The organism is Pseudomonas sp. PDNC002 (assembly GCF_016919445.1).
GTDB lineage: Bacteria > Pseudomonadota > Gammaproteobacteria > Pseudomonadales > Pseudomonadaceae > Pseudomonas.
This window is the reverse complement of record NZ_CP070356.1, coordinates 2,153,067-2,165,417: the sequence shown is the minus strand read 5'-3', so window position 1 is coordinate 2,165,417 and position 12,351 is coordinate 2,153,067. Positions and strand designations below refer to the sequence as shown.

The 12,351-nt window shown below is 64.4% G+C and carries 13 protein-coding genes; 4 read left to right on the top strand and 9 right to left on the bottom strand.

The features are described from left to right. Nucleotides 1–64: 64 nt before the first annotated feature. Both rpmA and rplU read right to left on the bottom strand, forming a co-directional pair. On the bottom strand, nt 65–322 hold the full coding sequence (rpmA, locus tag JVX91_RS10070) for a 50S ribosomal protein L27 (RefSeq protein ID WP_017521622.1): 258 nt from the start codon (nt 320–322) through the stop codon (nt 65–67). Nucleotides 323–345: 23 nt separating this feature from the next. After that, a complete protein-coding gene (gene rplU, locus JVX91_RS10065; protein ID WP_138212169.1) occupies nt 346–657 on the bottom strand; it encodes a 50S ribosomal protein L21 in 312 nt (103 codons plus the stop codon). A 241-nt stretch (nt 658–898) separates the two neighbouring features. Between rplU and JVX91_RS10060 the strand changes: the two genes are divergently transcribed. After that, nucleotides 899–1,867, top strand: coding sequence for a polyprenyl synthetase family protein (locus JVX91_RS10060; RefSeq protein WP_024763078.1), 969 nt, complete (start codon nt 899–901; stop codon nt 1,865–1,867). Nucleotides 1,868–2,049: 182 nt separating this feature from the next. Then, nucleotides 2,050–2,274, top strand: coding sequence for a hypothetical protein (locus JVX91_RS10055; protein ID WP_045217230.1), 225 nt, complete (start codon nt 2,050–2,052; stop codon nt 2,272–2,274). A 174-nt stretch (nt 2,275–2,448) separates the two neighbouring features. Here the strand turns inward: JVX91_RS10055 and JVX91_RS10050 are convergent, their stop codons facing one another. The 6 genes from JVX91_RS10050 to JVX91_RS10025 all read right to left on the bottom strand — a co-directional run bounded on the left by JVX91_RS10050 (nt 2,449) and on the right by JVX91_RS10025 (nt 7,691). Further along, on the bottom strand, nt 2,449–3,066 hold the full coding sequence (locus JVX91_RS10050) for an FKBP-type peptidyl-prolyl cis-trans isomerase (protein WP_054909924.1): 618 nt from the start codon (nt 3,064–3,066) through the stop codon (nt 2,449–2,451). Nucleotides 3,067–3,173: 107 nt separating this feature from the next. Then, a complete protein-coding gene (locus JVX91_RS10045) occupies nt 3,174–3,470 on the bottom strand; it encodes a DUF6482 family protein (RefSeq protein ID WP_205339093.1) in 297 nt (98 codons plus the stop codon). A gap of 126 nt (nt 3,471–3,596) precedes the next feature. Continuing rightward, nucleotides 3,597–4,091: a TIGR00645 family protein gene (locus JVX91_RS10040; protein ID WP_205339092.1), complete on the bottom strand. Its 495-nt coding sequence runs from the start codon at nt 4,089–4,091 to the stop codon at nt 3,597–3,599. Nucleotides 4,092–4,262: 171 nt separating this feature from the next. Then, the gene (locus tag JVX91_RS10035) at nt 4,263–4,604 is read right to left on the bottom strand and encodes a hypothetical protein (RefSeq protein WP_205339091.1); all 342 of its coding nucleotides are present in this window, start codon (nt 4,602–4,604) and stop codon (nt 4,263–4,265) included. A gap of 165 nt (nt 4,605–4,769) precedes the next feature. Further along, a complete protein-coding gene (locus tag JVX91_RS10030) occupies nt 4,770–7,271 on the bottom strand; it encodes an ATP-binding protein (protein ID WP_205339090.1) in 2,502 nt (833 codons plus the stop codon). Between the two features lie 96 nt (nt 7,272–7,367). Beyond that, nucleotides 7,368–7,691 carry a TraR/DksA family transcriptional regulator gene (locus JVX91_RS10025; protein WP_205339089.1) on the bottom strand — a complete coding sequence of 108 codons (324 nt, stop codon included), beginning with the start codon at nt 7,689–7,691 and terminating at the stop codon, nt 7,368–7,370. 229 nt (nt 7,692–7,920) lie between these two features. Between JVX91_RS10025 and JVX91_RS10020 the strand changes: the two genes are divergently transcribed. Beyond that, nucleotides 7,921–8,409: a DUF3015 domain-containing protein gene (locus JVX91_RS10020; protein ID WP_205339088.1), complete on the top strand. Its 489-nt coding sequence runs from the start codon at nt 7,921–7,923 to the stop codon at nt 8,407–8,409. A gap of 61 nt (nt 8,410–8,470) precedes the next feature. Next, on the top strand, nt 8,471–10,336 hold the full coding sequence (locus JVX91_RS10015) for a DUF4105 domain-containing protein (protein WP_205339087.1): 1,866 nt from the start codon (nt 8,471–8,473) through the stop codon (nt 10,334–10,336). A 13-nt stretch (nt 10,337–10,349) separates the two neighbouring features. On the opposite strand, the gene rtcR is transcribed toward JVX91_RS10015, so the two are convergent. Next, nucleotides 10,350–11,951 carry an RNA repair transcriptional activator RtcR gene (gene rtcR, locus JVX91_RS10010; protein WP_205339086.1) on the bottom strand — a complete coding sequence of 534 codons (1,602 nt, stop codon included), beginning with the start codon at nt 11,949–11,951 and terminating at the stop codon, nt 10,350–10,352. Between the last annotated feature and the right edge of the window lie 400 nt (nt 11,952–12,351).

The following is a 12,351-nucleotide window of genomic DNA, read 5'->3' as shown; positions in this document are numbered from 1 at the left end:
GCCTGGAAACGCCAGAAACAAAAAAGCCCCGTCGCGAGACAGGGCTTTTTCAGTGAGAGCTCGCTTAGGCAGCGACGACGCTTACATAGCGACGGCCAAAGGCGCCTTTCACTTCGAACTTGATCACGCCGTCGACTTTAGCGAACAGGGTGTGATCCTTGCCCATGCCAACGCCGTAGCCAGCGTGGAACTGGGTACCGCGCTGACGCACGATGATGTTGCCTGCTTTAACAGCCTGGCTACCGAACAGCTTCACGCCAAGGCGTTTGCTTTCTGAGTCGCGGCCGTTGCGGGTACTACCGCCAGCTTTTTTGTGTGCCATGAGTCAATTCTCCTAAAGAGGAATTAGGCCTGGATGCCGGTGATTTTGATTTCAGTGAACCACTGGCGGTGGCCCTGACGCTTCATGTGGTGCTTGCGGCGGCGGAACTTGATGATGCGGATTTTATCGTGACGACCGTGGGAAACCACTTCAGCGGTCACTTTCGCGCCTTCTACCACCGGCAGGCCGATCTTGACGTCGTCGCCGTTGGCAACCAGCAGGATGCGATCCAGGTTGATCGCTTCGCCGGTGGCAACGTCGAGTTTCTCGACCTTGAGGAATTCGCCTTCGGTGACTTTGTATTGCTTGCCACCAGTAACAATTACTGCGTACATCTGGATGTCTCCGTTAGACCTGCTCACCCGACGCTTTATAGAAAGAGGAATCGGTCGGCATGGCTGCATGGGGCCGGAAAGGACGCCCGTGCAATTGCGTAAGGCAGGATATGCCAGGGAAGTTCGGGGCCGCGATTCTACGCAAACACTCGGCGCGAATCAAGCCTGCCGGGGCTTTCCTTGACAGGCCTTCCCCCCGGCACCTAGCATGCCGCGCAATCTACGAGGAGCGCTGTCTTTAATGCAACCCCAGGCTTTCTATCGCGTGGTGGCGGATGACTTCACCGCCGTCGACGGAATCATCCGTCGCCAACTCACTTCTCGCGTTCCCCTGGTGGAAAAGATCGGCGACTACATCATCTCCGCCGGTGGCAAGCGTCTGCGCCCGCTGCTGGTGCTCCTCTCTGGCAAGGCTCTGGGCTATTCGGGCGATGACCTGAAGCTACTGGCCGCCACCATTGAGTTCCTGCACACCTCGACCCTGCTGCACGACGACGTGGTCGATGCCTCCGGCCTGCGCCGCGGCCGCGCCACCGCCAATGCCCAGTGGGGCAACGCGCCAAGCGTGCTGGTGGGTGACTTCCTTTATGCGCGCTCCTTCGAAATGATGGTCGAACTCGGCTCCATGCCGGTGATGCGCATCATCTCCCAGGCGACCCGCGTGATCGCCGAAGGCGAAGTGCTGCAGCTGTCCAAGGTCCGCGACGCCAGCACCACCGAAGAAACCTACATGGAAGTCATCCGCGGCAAGACCGCGATGCTCTTCGAAGCCTCCACCCACAGCGCTGCCGCGCTGGCCAACGCCCAGCCGGAGCAATCCGAGGCGCTGCGCCTGTTCGGCGACGCCCTGGGCATCGCCTTCCAGCTGGTGGACGACCTGCTCGACTACCGCGGCGACGCCGCAAGCCTGGGCAAGAATGTCGGCGACGACCTCGCCGAAGGCAAGCCGACCCTGCCGCTGATCGCCACCATGCGCGACGGCACCCCGGAACAGGCCGCGCTCGTGCGCAAGGCCATCCAGCAAGGCGGCAGCCAGGACCTGGAGGGCATCCGCGCCGCCGTGGAAGCTGCCGGCGCCCTGGACTACACCGCCAACCTGGCCCGCGAATACGCGGCCCGCGCCATTGAGCACCTCAAGGCGCTGCCGGACAACGAATACCGCGCCGCGCTGATCGAGCTGGCCGAGTTCTCCGTCGCCCGCACGCACTGATCCGCCGCTTCGCAAAGGCCCGCCCCGGTTCGCCGCGGCGGGCTTTTTGTTGTCTGTCCCCTGGGCGGGAACAACAACGGGAACAACAGATCGTCGCCTGCGTGAAAATTTTTCCAATTCAGGCTTGCTATTGAGATAATAAGAATTATTCTCATTAAACGGTCTGCACGGAGGAACATGCCATGACCTACATGATTGACGCCTGGCTGGATCGCCCGCACCCCTACCTGCGCATCCTGCATCGGGACACCGGGGAAGTCTGCGCGGTGCTGGAGGAAGAGGCCCTGGATGAGCTGCGCGAACAGGGTGGCCTGGAATTATCCGAGCTCAATACCAGCGAGCCGCTGGTGCTCAAGGAGCTGGTGCGCAACCTGTTCCTGTTCTGTTACGCCCGCGCGCTGCGCTAGACACATGTGCAAGCCCGCTCCTTCAAAAAGGCGGGAATGTTCGAGAGGTTGCGGAGGCGCAGGACGCGCCGCCGGTGCTCCGCCGCCCGGGAGGCGGATGCACAAAGGGGCGCCGAAGCGCCCCTCTTCCTGCGGAGTCGCCAAGGATGGCACTCCGCAGCGAACCCTCGGGAATCAGAGGATTTCCAGCAGCTCGACGTCGAACACCAGCACGCTGTGCGGCGGGATGCTGCCGACGGCCTGGCCGCCATAGGCGAGCTCGCTCGGCACGTGCAGGCGCCACTTGCTGCCGGCGTTCATCAGTTGCAGGGCCTCGACCCAGCCGGCGATCACACCGCCCACCGGGAATTCGGCCGGCTGGCCGCGCTCGTAGGAGCTGTCGAAGACGGTGCCGTCGACCAGGGTGCCGTGGTAGTGGGTACGCACGGTGTCTTCGCGGGACGGCTTGGCGCCTTCGCCGCTGACCAGTACTTCGTACTGCAGGCCGGACGGCAGGACAGTAATGCCTTCGCGCTTGGCGTTTTCCACCAGGTACTCGCGACCAACGGCGGCGGCAGCTTCGGCTTTCGCCTGGGCTTCGGCCTGCATGCGCTCGCGGATCACCTGGAAGCTGGCGGACAGGGCTTCGCCCGGAACACGGCTTTCGGCGCCGGCGTAGGCGTCGGACAGGCCAGCGAGGATGGCGTCGAGGGTCATGCCCGGAACCGGGTTCTCGCGCAGCTGGTCGCCCAGCTGACGGCCAATGCCGTAGCTGACGCGGGCTTCGTCGGTGGAAAGATTGAGTTCGCTCATGGCGGCGCTCCGCTGGGGGTTCAAAAAAGGGCCGCCAGCCTAGCACAGATGCACCGCCTCCCCCACCGCGCGAGCCTCGCGCAGCGGGATGGACCGGCGCCACGAACCTAATGCAACGGGATGGTCACGCCCGCGCCGATGTCGCGCTCATCATCCATGCCGCACATCTCGTCATGCACCACGGCATGCACCAGATGAAAGGGGACATTGGGCAACGCGCGGAGCACTTCCCGCGCATGCGCCACGGACCGCACGCTGATGACGTGTCCGGCCTCGTCCTGGAGCGGGTAGAAGCGCGCGCCCATGCGGGCCTCCAACACATAGATATCGCCCTCCAGCGACACCAGGTTGATCTCGTCGATATCACCGGCGACGGAGCGACTGGTCAGTTCCTGCAGATTCATACGCTGTACCTCCTGCGGATTGATCCACGCAAAAAGTCTTGTACAGCAGGCGCTCACCGCAAGCCGAAAACACAACCGCCCGTCCGTTTTGCAACGGTCGGGCGGCTAGGGAAGCGCTTGAAGGGCTCAGTGGTCGTGACGCGTGGCCTTGTCCAGATAGCCCATGGCGAAGGCCGACAGCACGAATGTGAGGTGAATGATCACGTACCACATCAGTTTGTTGTCATCGACGTTCTTCGCGTCCATGAAGATTCGCAGCAGGTGGATCGAGGAGATCGCCACGATGGAGGCAGCTACCTTGTTCTTCAGCGAGCTGGCGTCCATCTTGCCCAGCCAGTTGAGCTTCTCCTTGTCTTCGTCGATGTCCAGCTGCGACACGAAGTTCTCGTAGCCGGAGAACATCACCATCACCAGCAAGCCACCCACCAGCGCCATGTCGATCAGCGAGAGGATGACCAGGACCAGGTCCGCTTCGGCGATCGAGAAGATGCCGGGCAGGATATGGATGATTTCCTGGAAGAACTTGATGGTCAGCGCCAGCAGGGCCAACGACAGGCCGATGTAGATCGGCGCCAGCAACCAGCGTGCGGCGTACAGGGAATTCTCGATGAATCGTTCCATGGTGCTCGTAGGAAGGTCTGAGGAAGGAGGCGGCGGCAGTATAGCGGAAGGCAGTTGCGAGTTATCCCGCATTTCTGTGGATAAATATGTGGGCCGCCACGGTATGAATGCGTAGCGGCCAGGAACCACGGGGCGTTCAGCAAATTGTGCAGGCGCTGCCCACTCTTCGCGTCAGACCTCGGGTCGGAGCTGGAAATTGCCTGCGCGACGTGAGCGCTCGCCATTCAGGCGGCGCAGTTCACCCTGCAGGTGCAGTTGCCAGATCGGTGGGTCGGGAGCCTCGACATAGCCCTGCTGGGCCAGGCAGTCGCAGATCGCGTCAAGCACGCCCTCAGCCACGAAAGGCCCGCAGAACGGGCCCTGCGCCTTGATGGCGGTAGGCTGCGCACCGGACATGCCGGCGGCACACAACAAAGTCCAGAGTCCATTCTCTCCGGCCAGCGGCCTGATCACGCACTCGATGCGCGTGGTCAACCCCAGACAGGGGCGGATAAGGCAGAGGTTACGCGGCATGGCGGCACCCTCGCGGTTGTCCTGAGTTCGAGACTACACCCAGGTTCCGACACGCGAAAGCGCCGATTTATCCACCCATCTTGTGGATAACGGTGTGAAAAGTGCGGGGGCAGGAGCGCCACAGGGGCGCCCCGCCTGGGTTGCGAGCAGTTGCTTAGCTTCTGCTCAGTCGCCCTTCTTCCTGCGGGCACGCTCCTTTTCCACAGGAGCCTTGTCCACAGGCGCCTTCTCCACCTTGGGCTTGGCGGCGACTTCCTTGACCGGCTTCTCCTTGTCTTTTTCCTTCTCCTCTTCGTCCATGCCCAGCTCGGAGATCTCTTTGAGGCGCTCGACGACACGGGCGTTGACGCTGCCCTTGGGGAAATAGCCCTTGGCATCCGGCGCGCCAGCCGGCTCACCCACCAGCAGCCCCAGCGCTTCGTCGACCTGGCGCACGGCGTAGACGTGGAACTGACCGTTGCGCACCGCCTGCAGCACGCGCTCGTCGAGCATCAGCGTGGCGATGTTGGCGCGCGGGATGATCACACCCTGTTCGCCGGTCAGGCCGCGAGCCTCGCAAAGGCGGAAGAAGCCCTCGATCTTTTCGTTGACCCCGCCGACCGCCTGCACTTCGCCGAACTGGTTGATCGAACCGGTGATGGCGAAGCACTGCCGCAGCGGCGTGCGCGACAACGCGGAAATCAATGTGCAGACCTCGCCCAGCGAGGCGCTGTCGCCATCCACATAGCCGTAGGACTGTTCCAGCGCGATGCTCGCGGAAATCTCCAGCGGGAATTCCTGGGCATACCGGCTGCCGAGGTAGCCGGTAAGGATCATCACGCCCTTGGAGTGGATCGGCTGGCCGAGATTGACCTCGCGCTCGATGTCGACGATGCCGCTGCCGCCGGGGTAGACGGTGGCGGAAATGCGCGCCGGCATGCCGAAGGCGGAGTCGCCCACTTCCAGCACGGTCAGGCCGTTGCACTTGCCCACCGCCGCGCCTTCGCTGTCGATCAGGATGATGCCGGCGAGGATGTCATCGAGAATCCGCGCGGAGACGCGGCCAGTGCGGGTTTCCTTGGCCTTCAGGGCACGTTCGATGTGACCCAGGTCGGTCACCTCGTCGTTAGCCAGCTGGCGAATGAAGTCCGCCTCGCTGACCAGTTGGAACAGGTCGCTGATGCGCGCCGAGAGCCGTCCCTGGTGCTCGGCCAGGCGCGCGCTGTAGGTGGCCAGGCGCGCCACGGCTTCACGGGTGAGCGGCGCCAGGCCTTCTTCCGAGGTGCGGGTCTTCAGCAGGGCGGCGAACTGTTCGAGGCTGTCTTCGCCCAGCGGGACGTCTTCATCGAAGTCCACCAGGACGCGGAACATTTCCTGGAAGTCAGGATCCAGGTCCTGCAACGTGTAGTAGATCTGCCGCGAACCGATGATGATCACCTTGATGTTCAGCGGGATCACCTGGGGCGTCAGGCTCATGGCGGCCAGACGGCCCAGTTCGGCCAGGGGCGACTCCATCTTCAGCTGGCGCGACTGCAGCGCGCGCTTGAGGGCGTCCCAGACGAAGGGTTCGCTGAGCAGCTTCTCCGCCTCCAGCACCAGGAAGCCGCCGTTGGCACGGTGCAGCGCGCCCGGGCGCAGTTGGCGGTAGCTGGTGTAGAGGGCGCCCTGGTCAGACGCGTATTCGATACGTCCGAACAGGTTGTCGTAGGTCGGGTGCGACTCGAAAACCACTGGCGCGCCACTGGTGGCGTGGTGACCGATCACCTGGTTGGGCGCGTACTGCTCCTCCAGGCCCTGCTTGCGCTGCGGGTCGGTGCGCTCGGCATCCACCAACTGGTCGACCACGGTCTTCAGCAGATTGAGCTGCATGGACTGCAGGTAGGTGTTCACACCGGAATTGTTGTTGTACTTCTCCACCAACGGCGCTAGCAGTGGCTGCAGCGCCAGGGTGATGGTTTCCTCGTTGAGCTGGCGAAGCTGGTTGCTCGACTCGCGCTTCCACTGCGGCAGGCTGGCCAGCTCCTCGTTGAGGTGCTCCTCCAGATCGGCGATATCGGCATGGAAGCGCTCGCGCTCCCCCTCGGGCAGCTGTGCGAATTCAGCTTCGTCCAGCGCCTTGCCATCCTTCATCGGGGTGAAGGCGATGTTGGAGCTGTCGCGGTACAGCGCGACTTCCTTCTCCAGCGCCAGGCGCTCGACGGTGTCCAGGGCCTTGTCGTAGCGCTGGTTGAAGGCGCGATCGATGGCGCTCTTCTTCTGCTGGTAGGCCGGGTTCTCGAAAACCGAGGGGAAGGTGGAGAGCAGGTTGTCGATCAGGTGATCGATGTCAGCGCCGAATTCCGCCGCGCTGCCCGGCGGCAGCTCGATGACGCGCGGCTCGCGGGATTCGTCGAAATTATTGACGTAGACCCAGTCGGCCGGCGTCGGCAGGCGCTTGCCCTCGGCCTTCAGGTAGCGCTGCACGAAGGAGAAACGCCCTGTGCCCGGCTCGCCCATGACGAACACGTTATAGCCCGGACGCGGCATCGCCACACCGAACTGCAACGCCTCGACCGCGCGCTCCTGGCCGAGTACTCCCAGGAAGGGTTCCAGTTCTTCGGTGGTCTTGAAGGGAAACTGCTCGGGGGTGAAGGGGCGGGTCAGTTCATCGGGCGCCAGGCGCAGGCCGGCAGCAACGGAATCGGGCATCGGAAGTCCTTGCTTCAGGCGGCGCAAGGCCGCGGAGAGTTGCCCGCATTCTCGCGCTGCCCGCGCGCCACTGGCAAGGCAGTATTGGTGACAGCGTCAGTCCACGGCGTCCGCGCAGCGCAGACAGTGCTCGGCTGCCGGCAGCGCACGCAGGCGACGCTCTTCGATGGGGTCGCCGCAGCGCGCGCACTCGCCGTAGGTGCCCTCGGCCAGCCGCAGCCGCGCCAGCCCGACCAGACGCATGCCGGCTTCCGCTTCGGCCAACAGCGCGCGCAGGACGTCATCGTTCTGCCGCTGCTGGGCCTGCTCGGCGAAATCCGGCGAGTGCGCCTGGCCCAGGTCGCGACGGATCGCCTCGGCGCGCTTGGAGTATTCCGCCGCCAATTGGTCCAACGCCGGCCTTGGATCGAAATCGACCATGACAACCACCTCAGAAGGGGAACTGATTGAAGTGTGGCCGGTTCCAAGACTTCCGCCGCTGATGCCGATCAATTGCCGGTCGCCGGGTCTTGTCGTCCCGGCTCGGCCATACTGCTGACGGCAGCGGTTGCCTTGACACCCGCAAGGCATTGGAGAAAAGCTCTGGCAGGCGCTGTTTTGTTGTCAGCGACTGTTCAACGGTCCCCGACCTCATAAAGAGAGAAAAACGATGAAAAGGATTCTGCTCGGTACCCTCCTCGCCACCGCCTCCCTCAGCGCCCTCGCCGATGCCCCCGGCAGCGACGGCTGCGGCTGGGGCAACATGCTGTTCAAGGGCCAGCGCGGCACCGCCACCCACGTCCTGGCAGCCACCACCAACGGCACCAGCGGCAACAACACCTTCGGCATGACCACCGGCACCAACGGCTGCCACACCAACGGTGCGCTGACCTACGGCGGCAAGCCGATGATCGTGCTCAGCAGCATCATGGACGAGCTGTCCGAGGACATGGCCAAGGGTGACGGCGAAGCGCTGACCACCTACGCCGTGGTGCTGGGCGTGAAGCCCGAAGACCGCGCACACTTCGCCCAGGTCACCCACGAGCACTTCGCTCAGATCTTCACCAAGTCCGACGTTACCGCCCAGGACGTCTATGCCAACACCCAGGCCGTGCTGAAGCAGGACACCACCCTGGCCAAGTACGCCGAACAGGCCTGATCGCCTGATGCGAGCCCGCTCCGCAGAGCGGGCTCCCCCTTTCCTTCCAGTAGTCTCCTACATGCCCAAACGCCTGTTGCCCTGGATGGCGCTGTGCGCCTGCACTTCCCTGTTCGCCGCCCCACAGATCGCCGCGCAACGCCTGCAGGCGTTGGCCAACGAGCCCTACTGGCTCGCCCTGGGCCACTACGAGCACGCCAAACTTGGTGGCTGGCGCAGTTTTGTCGACGATCCGGACTTTTTCCTCGCCAAGGACGGAGAGCGCCACCCGGAGTCGGAACTGGCGGCGACCGTGAAGGCCCTCTACGCCCCCGCCAGTCTCGGCGACAAGCACGCCCAGTGCGTCTATCCCGCGCGCACCCGCTGGCTACGCCAGCAATTGCAGCTCGACGACTTGCCGCAGGTCGAGTGCAAGGAGTTCCAGACCTGGTACCGCGACATCAACCCGCACAGCGCCGTGCTGGTGTTCCCCGCTGCCTACCTGAACAGCCCGTCCTCGATGTTCGGCCATACCCTGCTGCGCATCGACCAGGCCGACGTCGACTCCGACAACACCGCCCTGCTCAGCTACGCGCTGAACTTCGGCGCCTTCATCGAAGGCATGGACAACAGCATTCTCTATGCGTGGAAAGGCCTGATGGGCGGCTACCCCGGCCTGTTCGCCCTGGTGCCCTACCGCGAGAAGCTCTCCGAATACAGCCGCCTGGAGAACCGCGACCTCTGGGAGTACCGCCTGAACCTGACGCCCGAGGAAACCGGGCGCATGGTGGAACACGTCTGGGAGCTGAAGCAGATTCGCTTCAAGTACTACTTCTTCGACGAGAACTGCTCGTTCCGCCTACTGGAGTTGCTGGAGATCGCCCGGCCCGGCACCGAGCTGACCGACGAATTCCCGATTACCGCCATCCCAACCGATACCGTGCGCGCAGTGAAGAACGCCGGGTTGATCGACCGCGTGGACTACCGCCCCTCCCGCGAACGCGAGCTGCTGGCCCGCGGCGAACCGCTGAGCCACGACGAGAAGGTACTGGCGCGACACATCGCCGATGACGACAGCCAGTTGCAGAGCCCCGAATTCGCCGCCCTCCCCGTCGACCGCCAGGCGCTGGTGCAGGACACCGCCTTCCGCCTCGTGCGCTACCGCGCCACCGGCCAGGCGCGCGACGAAGGCTCCGCCTCGCGCAGCTACAACCTGCTCAAGGCGATCAACCGCAACCCGCCGCCCGCGCTGGACGTGGAGCGCCCCGGCCAGCCGGAGAGCGGCCACGAATCCCGCACCTGGCAACTGGGCGCCGGTAGCCGCGATGGCGAGGCATTCGCCCAGTACGGCCTGCGCATGGCGTACCACGACCTGGACGACAACGCCTACGGTTTCCCCCTCGGCGCGCAGATCGAGATCGGCCAGCTCAAGCTGCGCCAGTACGAAGGCAATCGCTGGCAACTGCAGCAACTGGACCTGGTCACCATCCGCTCCATGACGCCGCGCAACGAGCTGCTGCAACCGCTGTCATGGCAAGTCGCCGGCGGCTGGGAACGGGTGATCGGCAAACACAGCGACAATGACCACGACACCCTGGTCGGCCACCTCAACGGCGGCGCCGGCGGCAGCTGGAAACTCACCGACGACCTGCAGGCCTTCGCCCTGGGCACGGCGCGCATCGAGAACAACCAGGACTTCGCCGCCACCATCGCCCCGGCCATGGGCTTCGACACCGGCGTGCTCTGGAGCAACCCGCTGGGCAACCTCAGCCTGGAGGGCAAGGGCGATTACTTCCACAACGGCGAAGTGCGCCGCACCCTGAGCTTCGGCCAGCAGGTGGAGCTGGGCCGCAACCTCGGCCTGCGCTTATCGGCACAACGCGAGTTCAGCCACGAGGCGAGCCCGCGCAACGAGGTGATGCTGGAGCTGCGCTGGTACCACTACTGAGGCGCATTGCGCCTCAGCCCCTCAACGACGCCCAATCCAGGCCGAAGCGCGCCAGGTACTTGCGCAGGCGATCGGCGTCGTTGGGGTTCTGCTTTTCCTGGCGCGAGACGGCGAACAGCTGACGACCGGCGTCGGACAGGCTGCGCGCCTGGCGGCAGACGCCGATCACCGCTTCCAGTTGCAGCCGGTCGAACAGGTCCAGCGTCTCGGCGCCCTCCCCCAGCAAAAGCTGCAGCAGGCTTTCCGCCTGGGTGGCGCCCCAGGAGCGGCGTAACCGGCCGATCTCTTCCTCGACCAGCGCCTCATCGATCCGCCCGCTGTCGGCCAGGGTTGCCATGCGCGTGATGGATGCCGACAGCTCGCGGAAGTTGCCGCTCCACAGCGCCAGCGCCGAGTTGGCGAAAGCCAGGTAGCGCGTGCGCGCTTCGCGGTTGAAACGCACCAGCCGGCCCTGCTCGCGGGCGTGGCGTTCCAGCTCGAAATCGATGTTCGGCTCGATGTCCTCACGGCGCCCTGCCAGGCCCGGCAGGTCGAAGGTCCAGAGGTTGATGCGGGCGAACAGGTCCTCGCGGAACAGCCCCTCGGCGACGCGCTCGCGCAGATCACGGTGAGTGCCGGCGATCAGCTGGAAATCGCTGCCCATCTCGCGGTCCGAGCCCAGCGGGAAGAAACGCTTCTCCTCGATGGCCTTGAGCAGCATGGCCTGCTCGTCCAGGCCCAACTCGCCGATCTCGTCAAGGAACAGCATGCCGCCATCGGCCGCGCGCAGCAGGCCTTCGCGGGCGTTCTGCGCGCCGGTGAAGGCCCCCTTGATGTGGCCGAACAGCGCGGACATGGCGCCGTCGCCGCGCAGCGTTGCGCAGTTCACCTCGACGAAACGGCCCTGGAACTGGTGCCGCGCGCGCTTGAGCTCGTACACGCGACGAGCGAGGAACGACTTGCCGGCGCCGGTCGGGCCGATCAGCAGCATCGGTGCGCGGGAGCGCCCGGCAACCCGCTCGATCTGCTCGATGGAACGGTTGAACTCGGCGTTGCGCGTGGCGATGCCGGACTTCAGGAACGCCAGGCTCTCCTCCTGCTCGCGGCGGAAGCGCGTGGCGATGCGGTCGTAACGCGACAGGTTGAGGTCGATCACCGCGACCGTCCCTTCCGGCTGCCGCGCCTCGTCCTTGCGCCGCGACGGCGACGCCTGCACCAGCCGCGCCGGCAGGTAGCGCGCCTCGGTCAGGAGAAACCAGCAGATCTGCGCGACGTGCGTCCCGGTGGTGATGTGCACCAGGTAGTCCTCGCGCTCGGTGTCGAAGGGGTAACCGCCGACGAAATCGTGCAACGCGCCGTAGACCTCTTCGAAGTCCCAGGGGTTGCGCAGCGCCATGGGTTGCAGGCGCACCTCGGTTTCCGGGGAGACGTGCCGGACGTCGGCGGCGACGCGCTCGGCCAGCCCGATATCCCGCGCATCCAGCCCGTGGATCAGCTCCAGGCGGTCGATCAGCAGGTCCTGCTGCTGGCACAGGCCGACCGTGGGCCGCCACTTCTGCCAGCGCGCCGCGCCCTTGCCGACGCGGTCCAGGGTCGAACCGAGGAAGCCGATGGCGACGGTTTTCTTGGCTTTCATCTTTTATCCATCAAGATAAATAACGATCCAAGAATATCCATAAATATCTTCACCGACCAACCAGCGAAATCAAAAGGCCACGCAATAAAAATAATTAAATCGTTATTTATCAGCTATTTACAAACCTCCTCACCCATCGAAAACAAACCTGGCACACCTCTCGCTATATCCCTCTCGACCGCATCGCTGATGCAGCCCACGGGCAGGGACTTCAACTCCCGCCGGTGCCCGAGCCCACCCCTGGTGTCGGCTTCGTGCATGCCGCTGCAGCAGTCACGGTCGATGGCGCGGTAGCTCAGCCCGGTAGAGCACTCCTTTGAGGGGAGCCGTCACAGGTTCGAATCCTGCCCGTGCCGTTCGATAGCTCAGCCTGGTAGAGCAGCCATTTTCGAATGGCCTG